Source organism: Amycolatopsis anabasis (assembly GCF_009765355.1).
Taxonomy (GTDB): domain Bacteria; phylum Actinomycetota; class Actinomycetes; order Mycobacteriales; family Pseudonocardiaceae; genus Amycolatopsis; species Amycolatopsis anabasis.
In genome coordinates this window covers 40,885-57,551 of the sequence record NZ_VTHK01000043.1, presented here as the reverse complement: position 1 = coordinate 57,551, position 16,667 = coordinate 40,885, and the positions used below count along the sequence as shown (strand labels likewise).

Annotated in this window: 13 protein-coding genes and 1 pseudogene; 8 read left to right on the top strand and 6 right to left on the bottom strand. The window is 71.5% G+C overall.

Features of this window, described 5'->3' with window-relative positions; all coding sequences use genetic code 11:
* The first annotated feature begins 84 nt into the window (after positions 1–84).
* From FXO23_RS37930 to FXO23_RS37920, 3 genes are all read left to right on the top strand, one after another.
* Entirely contained in the window at positions 85–1,890 is a 1,806-nt protein-coding gene (locus FXO23_RS37930; RefSeq protein ID WP_158891424.1) for a hydroxysqualene dehydroxylase, read from the top strand.
* A 4-nt stretch (positions 1,891–1,894) separates the two neighbouring features.
* Positions 1,895–3,232 carry an NAD(P)/FAD-dependent oxidoreductase gene (locus FXO23_RS37925; protein ID WP_158891422.1) on the top strand — a complete coding sequence of 446 codons (1,338 nt, stop codon included), beginning with the start codon at positions 1,895–1,897 and terminating at the stop codon, positions 3,230–3,232.
* Between the two features lie 119 nt (positions 3,233–3,351).
* The gene (locus FXO23_RS37920; protein WP_158891420.1) at positions 3,352–4,020 is read left to right on the top strand and encodes a DJ-1/PfpI family protein; all 669 of its coding nucleotides are present in this window, start codon (positions 3,352–3,354) and stop codon (positions 4,018–4,020) included.
* Positions 4,021–4,042: 22 nt separating this feature from the next.
* On the opposite strand, the gene FXO23_RS37915 is transcribed toward FXO23_RS37920, so the two are convergent.
* Positions 4,043–4,891: an AfsR/SARP family transcriptional regulator gene (locus FXO23_RS37915; RefSeq protein WP_246258266.1), complete on the bottom strand. Its 849-nt coding sequence runs from the start codon at positions 4,889–4,891 to the stop codon at positions 4,043–4,045.
* A 321-nt stretch (positions 4,892–5,212) separates the two neighbouring features.
* Positions 5,213–5,908 carry a chymotrypsin family serine protease gene (locus FXO23_RS37910; protein WP_158891418.1) on the bottom strand — a complete coding sequence of 232 codons (696 nt, stop codon included), beginning with the start codon at positions 5,906–5,908 and terminating at the stop codon, positions 5,213–5,215.
* A gap of 188 nt (positions 5,909–6,096) precedes the next feature.
* On the opposite strand from FXO23_RS37910, the gene FXO23_RS37905 reads away from it, so the two are divergent.
* The 3 genes and pseudogenes from FXO23_RS37905 (at position 6,097) to FXO23_RS37895 (ending at position 8,005) form a co-directional block, all read left to right on the top strand.
* Positions 6,097–6,291: a hypothetical protein gene (locus FXO23_RS37905; protein ID WP_158891416.1), complete on the top strand. Its 195-nt coding sequence runs from the start codon at positions 6,097–6,099 to the stop codon at positions 6,289–6,291.
* A 134-nt stretch (positions 6,292–6,425) separates the two neighbouring features.
* Positions 6,426–7,013 (top strand): annotated as a pseudogene (locus FXO23_RS51920) (RNA polymerase sigma factor); the annotation flags it as partial.
* Between the two features lie 578 nt (positions 7,014–7,591).
* The gene (locus FXO23_RS37895; RefSeq protein ID WP_158891414.1) at positions 7,592–8,005 is read left to right on the top strand and encodes a hypothetical protein; all 414 of its coding nucleotides are present in this window, start codon (positions 7,592–7,594) and stop codon (positions 8,003–8,005) included.
* A 10-nt stretch (positions 8,006–8,015) separates the two neighbouring features.
* On the opposite strand, the gene FXO23_RS37890 is transcribed toward FXO23_RS37895, so the two are convergent.
* Together FXO23_RS37890 and FXO23_RS37885 are read right to left on the bottom strand one after the other, a co-directional pair.
* On the bottom strand, positions 8,016–9,821 hold the full coding sequence (locus FXO23_RS37890) for a glycoside hydrolase family 3 protein (RefSeq protein WP_158891412.1): 1,806 nt from the start codon (positions 9,819–9,821) through the stop codon (positions 8,016–8,018).
* A 168-nt stretch (positions 9,822–9,989) separates the two neighbouring features.
* A complete protein-coding gene (locus FXO23_RS37885; protein ID WP_158891410.1) occupies positions 9,990–10,868 on the bottom strand; it encodes a sigma-70 family RNA polymerase sigma factor in 879 nt (292 codons plus the stop codon).
* A 182-nt stretch (positions 10,869–11,050) separates the two neighbouring features.
* Between FXO23_RS37885 and FXO23_RS37880 the strand changes: the two genes are divergently transcribed.
* The gene (locus tag FXO23_RS37880) at positions 11,051–12,202 is read left to right on the top strand and encodes a serine hydrolase domain-containing protein (RefSeq protein ID WP_158891408.1); all 1,152 of its coding nucleotides are present in this window, start codon (positions 11,051–11,053) and stop codon (positions 12,200–12,202) included.
* A gap of 87 nt (positions 12,203–12,289) precedes the next feature.
* Positions 12,290–13,126, top strand: coding sequence for a hypothetical protein (locus FXO23_RS37875; protein WP_158891406.1), 837 nt, complete (start codon positions 12,290–12,292; stop codon positions 13,124–13,126).
* Positions 13,127–13,315: 189 nt separating this feature from the next.
* Here the strand turns inward: FXO23_RS37875 and FXO23_RS37870 are convergent, their stop codons facing one another.
* A complete protein-coding gene (locus FXO23_RS37870) occupies positions 13,316–14,008 on the bottom strand; it encodes a TIGR03086 family metal-binding protein (RefSeq protein ID WP_246258265.1) in 693 nt (230 codons plus the stop codon).
* Positions 13,993–16,584 carry a PEP/pyruvate-binding domain-containing protein gene (locus FXO23_RS37865; protein WP_246258264.1) on the bottom strand — a complete coding sequence of 864 codons (2,592 nt, stop codon included), beginning with the start codon at positions 16,582–16,584 and terminating at the stop codon, positions 13,993–13,995. The genes FXO23_RS37870 and FXO23_RS37865 overlap by 16 nt, the downstream gene beginning before the upstream one ends.
* Positions 16,585–16,667: the final 83 nt, after the last annotated feature.

Sequence of the window (16,667 nt, the reverse complement as noted above, 5' to 3'; positions counted from 1 at the left end):
TGCTTCTTGACATCGTGACAACAGGCTTGGACAGTGTGTCCAACATCGCATCCAAGTTCGCAGCGTCGCGATCAGGAGGCCCGGATGAATCCGTCGGAGAAGACAGGTGCACGTGGCGGGGTGACGCGCCGGTCGGTGGTGCGGGGGACGTTGGCGGCGGCCGCGGCCGCCACGGCGGTGGGAATCACCGGTGCGGCGGCCGCGAGCCCGCTGGGTGCTCGAGCGGCGGGCGCGGGGCGCCGGGTGGCGGTGCTCGGCGGCGGGATCGGGGGGTTGACCGCGGCGCACGAGCTGGCGGAGCGGGGTTTCGCGGTGACGGTGTACGAACGCAAGGCGTTGGGGGGCAAGGCGCGCAGCATCCCGGTGCCGGGCACGGGGCGGGGCGGGCGGCTGGACCTGCCGGGTGAGCACGGATTCCGGTTCTTCCCGGGGATCTACCAGAACCTGCCCGAGACGATGAGCCGGATCCCGTTCCCGGGCAACACCAGGGGAGTGCGGGACAACCTGGTGGTCGCCGAACAGGGAATGGCGGCGTGGAAGGGACGGAAACTCCTCCTCCCGACTTCGGTGACCAAGCCCGCCAACTTCACCCCGCCGCTGCTGCTGGAGTACTTCCGATCCCTGGCGATCGCGACGGGCGCGGTGCCGCCGCAGGACGCCGCGTTGTTCGCCAGCAAGGTCGTGGCGTTCTTCACCAGTGGGCCGAAGCGGCGCTGGGGCCAGTGGGAGAACGTCAGCTACCTCGAGGGCATGGCGGCGGATCGGTTGTCCCCGACCGGTTACACGCTGCTGGTGGACGCGCTGATCACCACCCTGGTGGCCGCCAAGGCGGAGAAGGCCAGCGCGCTGACCATGGCCTTGATGGGGGAAGCGTTCATCCTCAGCATTCTGGGCGCCGGTCCGTACACCGATGCCGACCAGCTGCTCAACGGACCGACCAACGAGGTGTTCATCGACCCCTGGGTCGCGCACCTGCGGGGCATGGGGGTGCGCTTCGAGGTGGGGCGGACGGTGACCGGGCTGTCGTTCGGCGGGGGCCGGATCACCGGGGCCGCGGTCACCGATCCGGCCGGGCGAACCAGCGCGATCGACGCGGACTGGTACGTGCTCGCCGTACCGGTGGAACGTGCGATTCCGTTGCTGAACCCCCAGATCCTCGCCGCAGACCCGGGGCTGCGCGGATTGTGGGGCCTGCACACCGACTGGATGAACGGGATCCAGATCTTCACCACCGCGCCGGTCCCGATCGCCGAAGGCCACGTCGCCTACATCGAGCAACCGTGGGCGCTGACCTCGATCAGCCAGGGGCAGTTCTGGCGCAACGACATCGCCGCGCACTACGGCGACGGGACCGTCGTGGACTGCCTGTCGATCGATCTGTCCAACTGGGACGCTCCCGGTGTCGTCTACGGCAAGACCGCCAAGCAGTGCACGCGCCGGCAGATCGTCACCGAGGTCCTGACCCAGATCCGCCGTTCGCTGCCCGGCGGCGAGCAGGCGCTGCCCGATTCGATCCTCCATTCCTGGTTCCTCGACCCCGCCATCACCGGGGAAGGCACCTCGGCCGTGGCCAACGACGAACCCCTGCTGATCAACACCGTGAGTTCGTGGCGGAACCGGCCCGAAGCGGTCACCCGGATCCCGAACCTGTTCCTGGCCGCGGATTACGTCCGCACCAACATCAACCTGGCCACCATGGAAGGCGCCAACGAAGCCGGGCGCGCCGCCGCCAACGGCATCCTCGCCGCCGCGGGCTCCTCCGCGAGCCGCGCCACCGTCAAAACCCTCTACGAACCTCCCGAGTTGCGACCGTTCCGGCTCAAGGACGACTTCGACTACTCGCTCGGCCTGCCCAACCAGTTCGACGCCATCGCCCCCAGCTGGCCCTGACCCGATGAACGCCGAGAAAACCGAGGTGATCGTGGTGGGCGCCCGGTGCGCCGGGAGCGCCGCCGCGATCGCGCTGGCCACCGCGGGACGGCGGGTGATCGCGCTGGACAGCGCGCGGTTTCCCGCCGACACCCTGTCCACCCACCTGCTCTGGCCGAGCGGGCTCGCCGAACTGCGGGCGCTGGGCGCGCTCGCGGGCGTCCAAGCACTGGGCGCGCCACCGCTGAGCCTGGCCCTGGCCGGTGGGGCCGGTCAGGAGATCCGCACCGGTTACCCCCCGGTCGACGGGATCGATCACGGGATGTGCGTCCGCCGGTCCGGTTTGGACATGGCGCTGGTCGACACCGCCCGCCGAGCCGGCGCCGAAGTGCGGGAAGGAGTCAAGGTCACCGAATTGCTGTGGGACGGCGGCCGGGTCGCCGGTGTCCGCTACTCCGAACGCGGCGGGGAAACCGGGGAAATCCGGGCTTCTCTGGTCATCGGCGCGGACGGGCGGCGCTCCACCGTCGCCCGGCTCGCCGGCGCCGCCGCGCCCTACCGGTCCGCCCCCAGCGGGCGCGCGTGTTTCTTCGCCTACTGGCACGACACCCGCCCCGAATGGCGGCACATCGCCGCGCAATGGCGCGCGGGACCCCAGCTGGGCACCGCGTTCCCGTGCGACGACGGGCTCGTCCTCTGCCTGCTCCAACCGCCCGCCGAGGACGCCCCGCGCTTCCGGGGTGGCAACGCCGAAGCCGCCTACCGCGCCACCATCGCCGACATCCCGCCCCTGGCCGCGCGGTTGGCCGGTTGCACCCTGGTGGGCAAGGTCCGTTCGGCCACCGGGATCGAATCCTATTTCCGCCGCTCCTCCGGCCCCGGCTGGGCACTGCCCGGCGACGCCGGTCATTTCAAGGACCCCGTCACCGCCCAGGGAATCCGGGACGCGCTGCGCTACGGCCGCCTCCTCGGCGAAACCGCCGCCCCGGTTCTCGACGATCCCGCGGCCCTCGACCAGCGGCTGCTGGACTGGGAACGCGCCCGCGAACACGACTGCCTCGACGTCTACCAGTGGACCAACACCCTCGCCCGCGGCGAGCCGATGAACGCCCTCGAAACCGAGCTCTACCGCTATGCCCAGCGCCACCCGCCGGTGGCGCGCAAGATGCTCGAGGTGTTCTCCCGAGTCCGGCGTCCGGCCGAGTTCCTGTCCCTGCCGCAAACGCTGCTGCTCACCGCGCGCGCCCTCACCCGGCCGGGCGGCGGCTTCCGCGACACGCTCACCACCGCGCGGCGGGAACTGGCCACCACGATCACCGACTGGCGCGAACGCCGGCACGCCCGCCGCACCCCGCTGCGCTGAGTGAGGCGCGGTTGGCATTATCCCGTTGAAGATTGTCTTTGCCGCCGATGGTCCATCGAATGGGCGCCGATTAACGTTCGAGTCGCCGATAATCCTGATTCATTTTGAAAGGCGCCCATATGCATGCCCAAATCGTTTTGTTCGACGGATTCGATCCGCTCGATGTCATCGCGCCCTACGAGGTGCTGCACGCGGGCGGCATCGCCTCCGGGGGAGCGGTGACCGTCGAACTGGTCTCCGCCGAGGGGGCGCGTGCGGTGCGCAGCGGGATCGGCTTGACGCTGCACGCCACCACCGCGCTCGATCCGGCCCGGCCGGGTCTCGTCCTGGTGCCGGGCGCGGCCGGCCGCGTCGGGGAACTCGACGAGGCCCCCGGGGAGGGCGGAGGTGACGAGCACATTTCCGCGCTTCTCCGCCGGACCTTGACCACCGAGCTACCCGCGCTCCTGAAGGCGGCGATGGGGCACCCCGAGGTGATCGTCACCGCGGTGTGCGGCGGTTCCCTGGTGCTGGCCATGGCCGGTTTGCTGGCAGGGCGCCATGCGACCACCCACCACCTGGCCATCGGCCTGCTCGAGGGCGGTGGCGCCCACGCGGTGCGCGCCCGCGTCGTGGACGACGGGGACCTGGTCACCGGGGCGGGCGTCACCTCGGGCCTGGACCTGGGCCTGTACCTGCTGGAACGCGAGATCGGGCCGCGAGTCGCGCACGCGGTGGAGGAATTGTTCGCCCACGAGCGCCGCGGCGTGGTGTGGCGCGACGCCGGGCCCGCACCGGCTCCCCTCTGACCCGGTAACAGAACCGGGGCGATCAGCTGGCTTTCGATCGTGCGGCTCCGGCGCCCAGGTCGCTTTCCCCGCGCAGCACGGCCCGGTGCGCGCGCCGGAGCACCTCGCCCGGCTCCACGCCCAGGTCCTCCACCAGGCGGCGGCGCTGCCGGGTGAACACGGCCAGGGCGTCGGCCTGTCGGCCGCTGTCGTGCAGGGCGCGCATCAGCAGCGCGGCCAGCGGCTCGTGGTGCGGGTGGGCCGAGGTCAGGGCGGACAGTTCGCCGATCACCGCGGCGTGCCGGCCCAGCAGCAGTTGCCACTCCAGCTTCTCCTGCAGCAACGCGATCCTGCGCTCGGTCAGCCGCCGCCGCTGCCCCTCCGCGAACGGCCCGGGCAGCCCGGCCAGCGGCTCGCCCCGGAACAGTTCCAGGGCGCTGGTGTACTTGTCGACGGCGGCGGCGAGGTCACCGGCCCGCTTCGCGGTGCCCGCCTCGGCGGCGAGTTCCTCCAACCGCGTCGCGTCCACCCGGACACCCTCGCCGACGAAGCGGTAGCCACTCCGGTCGCGGTCGATCATCGAGTCCTGCGGGCCGCCCCCGGGCCGCAGGCATTTGCGGAGCCGGTACACGTACACCGGCACCACGTTGGTGGCCGGAGGTTCCAGGCCCCACACCCCGTCGAGCAGTTCCTGCCGGTTGACCGGCAGCCCGGGCCGCAGCACCAGGGCGGCCAGCAGCGCCTGCTGCCGCACCGGTCCCAGGTCCAGTTGCTCCCCGCCGCGCCACGCCCGCATCGGGCCGAGCACCGACAACCGGAGTCGCGAGCCGGTCATCGGAACCACGCCGTGGTCGAGGGCGGGAACCTTGTCTTCGAATGTGGTCGGCGCCACGGCGGACTCTCCGATCTTGACTGTCTGGCCGGTGCAGGACCGATGGTGGCGTTCGGATCGGTCCGGGGACGAGGCCAGGAACCGGCCGTATGTGGCCGGTGTCCACATTCAGGACGGCGAACCGCACACTGAGGGTCTCTTCTCAATGTGCGGTTTCGAGCCGTGCTCATGGGGGCGCCCGGGTAGGGAACTCACCTACCGAAACGGGGAACTCGGTAGACCGAAACGGGGGACTCGCACGTCCGAAACGGGGGACTCGCGCCAGCCCGCGCCACCGCGAACAGCGCAGCTGTCTTTCGCAACGCGTTGTCTCCCAACGGATCAGTTGTTGATCGGGGTGAATCCGGCGCCGGGGGCGTCCGGGCCGCGGGTGGCGAGGTCGTCGAGGATGTTCTTGGCGCTGGTGAAGATGAAGGGCGGGATGGTCAGCGCGACGCGAGTCACGATGCCGGCCCATTCGGTCGCCGTCCCGTCGTCGCGGGCGACCACCAGCGGGCCACCGGAGTCGCCGGGCAGGTTCACCGCGAACGACGCGATCAGGCCGCCGTCGTTCGCCCCGACCAGCCCGCAGGTCTTGCCGGTGGTCCGCCCGTCCTTGCACACATTGGCCCCGACCGGGGGCAGCCCGCCCTCGAAGGTGCGGTCGATCCGCAGCTCGGGGCCGTTGCTGCTCAACGTCACCTTCGCCGGGTCGAATTCGATCACCGCGTAGTCGTGGTACGCCTGTTCCTGCGAAACGTGGGCGTAGCGCCCGATCGGCCCCAGTTCCCGCTTGCCCGGGAAGTAGACGTCGTCACCGCCGTGGCAGTGCGCGGCCGTGATCCCGATCAGCCTGCCCGCGGCGTCCGTCCCGACCGGCCCCAGCGTGCACAGCGTCACCCCCGAGCCGTGGTCCATCCGCAGCCCGTTCGTGACCACGACCTTGTCTTCGGCGCCCGCGCTCGGCGCGAACACCAGCCCGAGCGACAACACCGCGCCGGCGACCAGGGCGCCGCGGGAAACTCGTGCAGAAACCATTGAATCGTCCACTTTCTCGTCTCGTGCCCGGCGCGCCGAACCTCCGCGCGAACACAGTTCTTCGGCGGCGTCAAAGTAGTCACGGGCGATGAAATCGGGATGAAACCCGCGAACCGCCCGGGGCGCAGGTTTCCGCATCGGGTCGCCGGGTTACTCGACCACCGGTTGACCGGAGCGGAGGTGGACGGATGACGGGGCAGGAACACAAGGACAGGGCGGCCATGGCTGCCCCGCCCGGTGACGCGGGCGGTACGAACCCCACCAGGTCCGAACAGGTGGCTCGAGCGGCGGGAATACTTTCCGTTGACGCCGCGGAAGAACTCGCCGCGTCCCGGACGGCGGCGTTCCCGGCCGAGCGCGAGGTCCGGCGCTGCAACGGATGATTCCGGCGCGAACGGTTCCTGGACGCGGTCAAATCGTTCACCGAGCGGTCGGCGCGCTCTCCGTGATCCGGTAGCGCGGACATCGCGCCATCGGGTACTTGCTCCGGCAGCGGTTTGCGGTCAGAGTAGCCGGGATGAACGGCGCCCCGCCCACCTCCGTGGATCCACCGTCGTGGTGGGAGCTGAGCGGCCGGGCGCGGGACGACGCGCTCCTGGACGCCGCGCGCTCGGGCGACCGCCGGGCGATGTCGGAGCTGGTCGCGTCCCTCACGCCGTTGGTGTGGCACGTTGCCCGCGGAAGCGGGCTGGGCCGGGAAACCGCCGAGGACGTGGTGCAGACGGTGTGGCTGACCTTGTTCAGCCAACTCGATCGGCTCGACGACCCGAGGGCACTGGCCGGGTGGCTGATCACCACCACCCGCCGGGAAGCGCGGCGTTCCCTCGGCCGAAGACTTATGCCGTTGACCGACGAACTGGCCGAAGTCCTCGTCGATCCACGCCCCGGACCGGAGGCCGACGCGCTCCGAGCGGACCGGGATCGCCAAATCTGGCGTGCTTTTGCCAAACTGCCGCAGAGATGCCAGGACCTGCTGCGGTTGACCGTCCTCGCCGGTCGTGCCGAGTACCGCGCGGTCGCCGAAGCCCTGCACATGCCCCGGGGCAGCGTCGGACCGACCCGGGGCCGCTGCCTGCACACGTTGCGACAGCTGCTGGACGCCGAAGAAGCCACGCCGACCACCTCGTACCGGCAGGTGGAGGCGGTGAAAGAACCCGTGCCGGTGGCGGGGCCCCGGCCGCTGACCGCACGCGAGGAACTCGAGTACGCCCTGCGCGCGCGGTCGGGTGATCCGGCGGCCCTCGACGACGTGATCCGGGACCTCCGCACGAGGTTCGGCCAGGCGCCAAACCGCGACGCCGCGCTGATCGCGGTGCAACTCGCCGAGGCGCTGAGCACCCGGTACGAGCAGCGGCACGATCCGGCCGACCTGCACCGGGCTCGTGCGGCGCTCACCCGCGTGCCACGCGCGAACGCGGCGCCGGAGCTTCGCCACCGCATCCGCCAGCTCGAGCGCCGCACGGCCGCCGCACCGCCCGCACGCGAGAAACGCCGCGGCCGGTTCGGCGCGTTCCTCGACTTCTTCGGCCTCGCGCCACCACCGCCCGGAAATCCGATCAGCGGCGACGCCCAGGTGCTCGCCGCCGTCGAAGACACCGCCGCCGCCTACGGTGAAGTCCTCCGCGAAGGGGGACTGGTCCTCGCCGAGTGGGACGCGGCGGCACGCCACGTGGGAGACAGGACATGACCGAGCCGGTAACGCCGAGCACCTCGCTCACCGACGAATGGCTCGGCATGCGCGTCCTGGAGCACGTGCGGGAACTGCACAAGGCGAACCCCGAGACCGCCGATCGCGTCCTGCAGATGGTCGACAACCGGTTGCGGCAGCGACGCGAAACCGAAGAAACCCAGCAGCGGCACCGGTGCCGGTTGGAATGGGCGTGGTTCGCCTTCCGGGTGTTCATGGCCCTGCTCGGATTAAGCGCCCTGATCATCTTCGCGCTGGTGGCCGTGCGCTTCCTCGAGCACGGCGCACCCATGCAAGCCAGCATCGCCCTGGGGACCGGGGCGGTCTCGGTGGTCGCCATCTTCGTCACCGGACGCGCCGCCGGTCCCCTGTTCTCCCGGCAGGACCAGGAGCAGAAACCCCAGCCGTGAAGCCGGGCCGCTACCAGCGCAGCCCGTGCCCGAACGGGAAGAGGATCTTGCCGGGATCGGTTCCGGCGGGCACGTCGACGGGCAGTTTGCCCTGGGGTGCGAGTTCGCCCCGCAGCACCTTGGCGAGGGAGGACATGGTCACGTCGCGCCAGTCGTAGGTGGCCAGCCAGGTCGGCATGTCGGCGAAGCCGGGGTCGTAGGGTTCCTGGATGGCGACCGCGATCACCGGCTTCCCGGTCGAGCGCAGCGCGTTCACCAGGTTGGTCTGCCCGGTGCTGGTGCGCAGCCCGTTGGTGAGCACGACGACGGTGTCGGCGTTCTTCGCCGCGGCGATCGCCTGGTCGACCTTGGCCGCGGCCGGATCGGCGCCGGTGGGCAGCGCGGTACCGGACATCCGCTTGGCCAGTGCGGTCACCGGATCGGCGGGGTAGCCCGGGAACTCGGGGTTGTTCCAGCCGGTGACCAGCACCTTGCCCGGGTTCTTCAACGGCAGCAGGCCCGCGTCGTTGCGCAGCGCGGTGGTGGTCTTGCCGGTGATGCGCGCGACGGCGTCGAGGTGCTGGCGGGTGCCGACGATCCGGTGCACCGCCCGCTCGTCGACCAGCGGCTTGGCCAGGATGCCGCGCTTGAACTTCAGCTTGAGGATGCGCAGCACGCTCTGGTCGATGCGCTGCTCGGTGAGGCGGCCGCTGCGCACCGCGTCCAGCACGCCCTTGACCGCGACGCCGAAGTCCGGGGGCAGCAGCATCTGGTCCACACCCGCTTCGAGCGCCAGGACCGGCACCTCGGAGTCGGGGTACATCTTGCGGACCCCGTCCATCCGCAGCGCGTCGGTGACGACCACGCCGTCGTACTTCAGTTCGTTCCGCAGCAAACCGGTCATGATCGGTTTGGAGAGGGTGGCCGGATTGCCGGAGGGATCCAGGCTGGGCACGGAGATGTGCGCGGTCATGATCGAGTCGACCCCGGCGGCGATGGCGGCCTGGAACGGGGGCAGATCGGTCTGCCGCCACTGGGCCTCGGTCCGCTTGATCACCGGCAGTTCGCTGTGGCTGTCCTCGGCCGCGTCCCCGTGGCCGGGGAAGTGCTTGGCGGCGGTGGACACCGTGCCGGTCGCCCGGCCGGAGCGCTGGTACCCGTCCACCTCGGCGGCGACGAACTCGCTCGCCAGCTTCGGATCGGCGGAGAAGGACCGGGTGCCGATCACCGGGTTGAGCGGGTTGGAGTTGACGTCGGCGACCGGGGCGAAGTCCTGGTTGATGCCCATCGCGCGCAGTTCGCGGCCGTTGATCGCGGCGACCTGCCGGGCGTCCGGAGTGCTCCGGCCGGCGCCGAGGGCCATGCTGCTCGGGTACTCGGTGGCGGGTGCGCTGATCCTGGTGGTCTGGCCGCCTTCCTGGTCGATGGAGATGATCAGGGGCAGGTGGGAGCCGGAGGTGAGCGCCGCGCGCTGCAGGCCGTTGGAGAACCGGGCGACCTGCGCGGGGTCGTCGACGTTGTCGGCGTCGGAGTTGTTGAAGTAGATGACCCCGCCGACCCCGTACTTCCTGACGACCTCGGCGGCCGTGCCCACGCCGTACGCCTTCAGGTTGCCCGGGTGGACCTCGTTCGCCGATTTGCCGTAGACCGTGGCCACGAACAACTGCCCGATCTTTTGTTCCAGCGTCATTCCGCGCAAGACGCCTTCCGCGTTGACGCCCGGTGCCGCGGCGGCCGTGCCCCCGAAGGGCAGGCCGGTGAGGGCGAGCAGGCCCGCGCAGGAGGCGGTGAGCGCGCGAATTCTCCGGGAACGTGTGCTCCGCTGCCGAATGGGCATGGCGGTTTCCCCCATCTGGTCGAGCGACGCCGAGGTTGGGGCGTCGCGGAAAGCACCGGATGATCCGGGAATGTCCGTCCCGAATCGAATCGGCATCGGGAAGCTACTGATCTTCGGCGCGGTAGGTCAATGACCCGCTCTGCCGTTCGGAGTACGCATTACCGATATTTATCGCTCGACCGAACCGAGGAGTTCCAGATCGAGTTCGCGGAGCCGGTCCGGATCGGTGATGACGACGAGTTCGGTGACCCGGTCCGCCACGACGGTGAACTTCAGCACCCGGGACGGCCGGTCGCCGGGGGCGGAGATGACGCCCACGCGACCGTCGACCAGGGCCAGGGTCGCGGCTCCGGCGATCGCCGCGAAGGTGACCGCGCCCTGGGCGACGGCCGTGGCGCCGCGCACCAGGGACGCGGCGGGGCCGCCGTCGGAGCGCGCGACGATGCCGGGGTCGAGCACCGCGACGAGCGCGTCGAAGTCGCCCTCGCGGGCGGCGGTCAGGAACGCTTCGACGGCCCTGCGTTGCCGGACGAGATCGGGGTCGGCGCCGCGATCGGCTCCGCGCACCCGGCGGCGGGCGCGGCTGGCCAGCTGCCGGGTCGCCTCGGGGGTGCGCTCGACGATGGGCGCGATGTCGTTGAACGGCACGGCGAACATGTCGTGCAGAACGAACGCGAGGCGCTCGGCCGGGTCCAGGGTGTCCAGCACCACCAGCAGGGCGAGGCCGACCGAGTCGGCCAGCAGCGCCTCGCGCTCGGGATCGCCGTGCTCGCCGTGGGCGGGCGGGTCGGCCGCGGCGGTTTCCAGCGCGTTCTCGCGCCGGGATCGGCGGGCGCGCAGCATGTCCAGGCACACCCGGCCGACCACGGTCGTCAGCCACGCGGCGAGGTTCTCGATGCCGCTGGGGGCCGCACGGTTCAGCCGCAGCCAGGCTTCCTGGACGGCGTCGTCGGCCTCGCTCAGCGAGCCGAGCATCCGGTAGGCCACCGCGCGCAGGTCGGTCCGGTTGGCCTCGAACTGCTCCGCCAGCAATTCGTGCTCGTTCATGGGGCCTCGTTCCTCGGTCGTTCGGTGTTCGCACTGCCCTGACGGATCGGCGGCGACCGATGTGACCGGCCGGTGTCGTGGATCACGCGGCACCGGCGGCGGTCACATCCGGAGTCCGTGCTCCGTCGGTGCGGCGATGCCCCCCGGGCGCTTTCCCGGGGCCGGAACCGAGGAGGTAAGCGATGCGCAAGACCGAGGTGCACGGGACCGTCGCCGACGGCTTCGGCGAGGTGCGTGAGGAGTTCACCGCGTTCGTCGCCGAGGAGAACGGCGAGCCGGGCGCGCAGCTCGCGGTGTTCCACCACGGGCGGCAGGTGGTCGACCTGTGGGCCGGTGCGGACGTGACCGGCGAGACGCTGACCGGACTGCATTCCTCGACCAAGGGCGCCACCTACCTGGTGGTGGCGCTGCTGGTGCAGGACGGGGTGCTCGACCTGGACCAGGCGGTCGCCCGGCACTGGCCCGAGTTCGCCGTCGCGGGCAAGGCCGGGATCACGCTGCGGGACGTGCTGACCCACCGCACCGGGGTGATCGGCGCCGAGGACGGCTTCACCGTCGAGGAACTGGCCGACGACCGCGTCATCGCCGCGCGGGTGGCCGGCCAGCGTCCGCTGTGGAGGCCGGGATCCGCCTACGGCTACGGGGGTTTCGTGACCGGCGCGCTGCTCGGCGAGGTCGTTCGCCGGATCACCGGGAGCACGATCCAGGAGCTGTTCGAGGCTCGGATCCGCGAGCCGTACGGTCTGGACCTGTTCCTCGGGCTGCCCGCGGAGCACGAACCGCGCTACCTGCCGATCCAGCCGTGGCTGGCCACCCCCGAGCAGCGGGCCGAATTCGAGGCGTACTCACCGGCGCCGCACAGCATCGCCGGAATCTCGTACAACCTCGGACCCGCGTTCACCCCGGCCGATGTCATGGCCTTCCCGAACGCCCGCGTGGTGCGGGCGAAGGGGCAGTCCTCGGGCGGTGGCGTCGGCAGTGCCCGGGGACTGGCCGCCCTGTACGCGGCCGCGGTGTCCGAAGTGGACGGACGGGCGCCGATGCTGAAGCCGGACACCGCGGGCGAGTTCGCGATGCTCCATTCGGTCGGCACCGATCTGGTCGGCGGCCCGGTCTCCTACGCCCTCGGCTTCCAGGCCAAGGGGCAGTCGTACCCGTTTCTGAGCACCCACGCGTTCGGCCACAACGGCTCGGCCGGATCCGAAGGCTTCGCCGACCCCCGCACCGGCATCGCCTACGGCTACACCCGCCGCCGCGCCGCCTTCGCCTTCAACGCCCCCGAGAACGAGCGCCTGGCGGCCGCCGTCACCCGCGCCGCCACGGCGCTCTCGTGAGTGTCGTGCCCGGTCTCGTGAATTCCGGGTTCCGTCCGGGTTTTTCCCGGATGCCGGGTACGCGGGTGCTCCAGGACGATCGCGGGCATGGTCTCTTCGCCGCAACGGCAGCGCGAACGGCGGCCGGAGCCGGGTGCGCTCCAGCCGAGCCGGGCGCGGCTGGCGCTTTTCGCGCAGGCCGTCGTGGCGCTGCTGTGCCTGGCCCTGTTGCGCGGCGATCCGGCGAACCGGGGGTTTTCCCTCGCCGCGGGCGTGGCGGCGTTCGGGAACCTGCTGCTGGCCGTGCTGCTGCCGGTGCACGTGGACCGGGTCCGGCGGATCGCGTTGTGGGTCTCCTGGCCGATGATCCCGCTGTTCGTCGCGTGCAGCCTGCCTGCGCCGCCGGCGTTGCTGGGGCTGCTCACCACGTCGGCGGCGCTGGGGTCGCTGCGCCCGAAGTTCGGGTCCTTGCGCCCGCGTGCCCGGAAACTGTGGCTGACCCTGCACATCGGGTTCTCGGTGGGCTGGCTCGGCGCCGCGATGGCGATGCTCGTACTGGCCGTGGTGGGGGCGACCGCGGCGGATCGGGAACTGCGGCACCACGCCTACGAGATCATGCACATCTTCGATCTGGCGATCGTGATCCCGCTGGTGCTGCTGTCCCTGGGCACCGGGCTGGTCGTCTCGCTCGGCACCCGGTGGGGACTGGTGCGGTACTGGTGGGTGCTGGTCAAGTTCGTGCTCGCGCTGAGCATTCCGGTGTTCGCCGGTCTGCAGGAGAGTTTCTGGGTTCGCGAAGCGGTCGAGGTCACCCGGGCCGACCGCGCGGCCGAGCTGGCCGGCACCGATCTGCGGTTGTGGGTGTGCTTCGTCGTGTTCACCCTGCTGCTGTGGACGGCGACGGCGTTGTCGGCCTACAAGCCCTGGGGCAGGACGCGGTGGTGATCAGGTCGGTTCCTCGGCGTCGCGTTCGGTCAACTGCCTGCGTTTCCGCACGCCCGCGAGGACCCGCCACAACGAGCGCATCCGGTCCAGGTTGTCGGCGAGCGCCTCGCCCTCGTGCCGCCCACGTTAGGAAGGCCGCCGCCCGGCAGCAACGGCCACCGGTCGACAATGCCGAACGGGCGCCGACCGTCAGATCGCGTTCGACGGTGTCCCGGGATTCCGGCCCATGCGGTGCAGCAGCCGGTGTTGCCGGGGCGCGGCGTGGGGGAGGCGGTCACCGGGGGCGGCGAAGAAGCGGTGGGTGGTGTCGGCGGCGGTGGGCGTTTCCGCCAGCCCGGCGTAGATCTCCTCGAGATGGTCGTCGATCCAGGCGACCAGGCCCGCGTCGAGGGTGTCGTCGTCGCCCGTGGCGCGCGCGAGATCCCAGGTGTGTATGGCGCTGTCCGTGGTCCGCACGGCGAGTGCCTGGTATCCGGGCACCCGGCCCAGGGGGTAGTCGAGAACGCGGCCCAGGGCGCCGGGTTCGGCGAACGCCTCGGCGCACTCCCGCGCCGAACGGGTGTACGCGGCGAGCGGATCCGCGCCCAGCGCGTCGGCGTCGCGCAGGCGCAGGAAGTCCGCACTCGTGCCGCCGCGCAGCAGGTGCAGGTAGCTGAGGTTTCCCCGGGCCATGTGGTTGACCAGTTGGCGCACGTTCCACTCCGTGCACGGGGTCGGCCAGGACCACTGGCCGGATCGCACCGCCCGTAGTTTCCGTTCGAACTCGGAACTGGCCAGGACGAATCGTTCCAGCAGTCCGTCGGTGAAGGTGCCCATGGAACGCAGTGTGCCCACCGGCGCGGTCCGGGGCTGGCGGATTCCGGACATCACGCCGAACCGCATGGCTCCTCGTGCACGCTGATGGTTCCGGTCGAGCCGTCGACGGTGACGCGCTGCCCGGAACGGAGGTGCCCGGTGGCGTTGACGACCCCGATGACCGCCGGGATCCCGTATTCCCGGGCGACGGTCGTGCCGTGGGAACCCATGCCGCCGGTCTCGGTGACCAGCGCCCCCGCGGTCAGGAACAGGGGCGTCCAGCCGGGGTCGGTGGACGGGGCGACCAGGATTTCGCCGGGCTCCAGGTGCGCGTCACCCGGATCGCGGACGATCCGGGCCACCCCGGTCACCCGGCCCGCGGCGGCCGGGAGCCCGGTGAGGGTGCGGACCCCGGGCAGCGGAGCCGGGGTGTCCGATTCGGGGACGGTCCCGTCGGAGAGCAGGATCGCGGGCACGCGCGGCCGCCGGCATTCGCGCTCGTAGACGGTTCGCCGCTGGGCGACCACCGCGCGGAAATCCTTGCCCTGCAAGGCCGGGCGCACTTCGGCGAGGTCGAGGAACATGATGTCCTCGCGCCGGTCCAGGCGTCCGGCCGCGACGAGTTCCGCGCCGATGAGCAGGAGCTGTTCGCGGAGCAGCGCCCAGCCGCGCACCAGGCAGAACTTGCCCAGCTCGCGCAGGCCGCGCAACGCCCGGGACCGGCGGAGCAGGAACCGGACGAGCCACGCCTTCGGCCACTGCCGCCGGGGAAAGCGACCGACCAGCTCGTCGAGTTTCGCCCGCGCCGCGGCCGCGGCACGGGCGAACCGCAGCTCGGCGTCCTGGCCCGCGCCGTTCGCGCGCAGGTAGTTCGCCAGCATCGCGTAAACGGGTTCGGGGTCGTCAGCCCAGCGCGGCACGCCGAAGTCGATCTCCGCCGCGGCGCGGCAGCCGTACTCCGCCAGGAAGTCCGCGACCCCGTTCCGCACGGCCGCGGGGAGGGTGCCCGCGAGATGTTCGCGCGCCAGCTCGGCGGGCGCTGAGTCGCGCAGGAGCCCGGTCAGCGCGGGATCCCGGCGGAACTCCCAGGCCAGCCGCCAGAGCAGCAGGTCCATCTCGGTCGTGGGGTTGTGCGGGACGCCGCGGAACACGGAGTTCAGCTCGCCCTCGCCGGCGATCCCGCTCAGCAGGTTCGCGGCCAACCGTTCCGCGTGCAGACCGGCCCCCTTCTCCGGCGGCAGATCGAGCTCGATCCGGCAGGCCGCCGGATGCACCCGTTCGACGAACCGCAGCCGTTCCTCCGCGGCCGCCCGCGCCGGCCCGGTGAATCCGCGTACCAGGCGGTCGGCGTGGCGGAGCACCCGGCGGCGGGTCACCGCGGGCAGCACCAGCGCCAGTTCCGTTCGCGGCCAGCGGATCCGGCGCTTGCGCGGCGGGGAATCCGCTTCCGCCGGGCCGCCGGGCGACGCCCGGAACCTCGGGTCCTTCCCGAGCCGCACGATCGCCTGGCCCGCGGGTGCGGTGAAGGCGTCCACCAAGGCGCCCAACGGTTTCCGCTTGGCCTCGTCGCGCACGCCGTCGGTGAGTTCCCAGAAGAGCCACCCGTCCACCTCGGCGATTTCCCGCATCACGCCGAGCCGCCCCACGGCGCGCTGGATGGCGTCCTGCCGGTGGCGCAGCATATGCGCCCCCATCGGGGTGAACGGTTTCCCGAGTCCCTGGTACGCGTTGAGGGACCAGTACACGCGGGGCGCCGGATCGTCGGCGTTCGGCACCGGGAAGAGCGTGGTGATCGGCCGGGACTGGGTGAGCCACAACCGGCCGTCCCGGTCGATCGCCCACTCGACGTCCTGGGGCGCCCCGAACCGGGCGGCCAGCGCGTCGCCCGTGGCGCGCAGTTCGGACAGCTGGGCCGAGGACAGGATTCCGTCACCCGCCAGGACTCCGCCGTCGGCGGCGATCCGGTAGTGGTCCGGTTTCACCGTTCCGGAAACCACGGCTTCGCCCAGTCCGGGCGCGGCTTCGACGATCGTTTCGGTGCGGTTGCCGGTCACCGGGTTGGCGGTGAACAGGACACCCGCGCTCGCCGCGTCGACCATGAGCTGCACGACCACGGCGATCTCCGCGGCCCGGTGGTCCACCCCGTTCGCGGCCCGGTAGACGACCGCCCGGTCGGACCACAGCGACGCCCAGCAGCGGCGCAGTGCGGCCAGCACCTCGTCGACCCCGCGCACGTCGAGGTACGTGTCGTACTGACCGGCGAAACTGGCGTCCGGCAGGTCCTCGGCGGTGGACGACGACCGCACGGCGACCGCCCCCAGCTGCCCGCCGGTGAGCCGGTGGTACGCGCGCACGATCGCCGCCTCCACGTGGTGCGGCAACGCGGTCCGGAGGATGAGTTCCCGGGCGCGCCCGGCGAGTTCGGCCAGGCGCGCGGAATCCCCGGCCGGGGTCCGGCCGAGTTCGTCGAGCACCGCGTCGATCCGGATGACCTCGCGGTACACCGAGGTCGTCACGCAGAACCCGTTCGGGACCCGGAATCCGGCGGCCAGCATGGTGGCCAGGTTCGCGCCCTTGCCACCGGTCAGTTCGATCCGATCCGCCTCGACCGCGGCGAGCTCGAGCACGGCGGGCGCCCCGTTCGTCGTACCGGCGCTCGTCACCTTCCGGGTTCCTCCGCGGCCACTGGGAGCGATCTTGGGCAGGGCCACCCTGCCTGCTCAACCCGGGTTGAGGTCAAGCTCTG

Bases quoted from the DNA above. Each gene is read 5' to 3' on its own strand.
- FXO23_RS37885 (WP_158891410.1), bottom strand. From the start codon at position 10,868: ATGAACGAGCACGAATTGCTGGCGGAGCAGTTCGAGGCCAACCGGACC.
- FXO23_RS37875 (WP_158891406.1), top strand. From the start codon at position 12,290: ATGGTCTCTTCGCCGCAACGGCAGCGCGAACGGCGGCCGGAGCCGGGT.
- FXO23_RS37895 (WP_158891414.1), top strand. From the start codon at position 7,592: ATGACCGAGCCGGTAACGCCGAGCACCTCGCTCACCGACGAATGGCTC.
- FXO23_RS37910 (WP_158891418.1), bottom strand. From the start codon at position 5,908: ATGGTTTCTGCACGAGTTTCCCGCGGCGCCCTGGTCGCCGGCGCGGTG.
- FXO23_RS37890 (WP_158891412.1), bottom strand. From the start codon at position 9,821: ATGCCCATTCGGCAGCGGAGCACACGTTCCCGGAGAATTCGCGCGCTC.
- FXO23_RS37905 (WP_158891416.1), top strand. From the start codon at position 6,097: ATGACGGGGCAGGAACACAAGGACAGGGCGGCCATGGCTGCCCCGCCC.
- FXO23_RS37925 (WP_158891422.1), top strand. From the start codon at position 1,895: ATGAACGCCGAGAAAACCGAGGTGATCGTGGTGGGCGCCCGGTGCGCC.
- FXO23_RS37920 (WP_158891420.1), top strand. From the start codon at position 3,352: ATGCATGCCCAAATCGTTTTGTTCGACGGATTCGATCCGCTCGATGTC.
- FXO23_RS37930 (WP_158891424.1), top strand. From the start codon at position 85: ATGAATCCGTCGGAGAAGACAGGTGCACGTGGCGGGGTGACGCGCCGG.
- FXO23_RS37870 (WP_246258265.1), bottom strand. From the start codon at position 14,008: ATGCGGTTCGGCGTGATGTCCGGAATCCGCCAGCCCCGGACCGCGCCG.
- FXO23_RS37880 (WP_158891408.1), top strand. From the start codon at position 11,051: ATGCGCAAGACCGAGGTGCACGGGACCGTCGCCGACGGCTTCGGCGAG.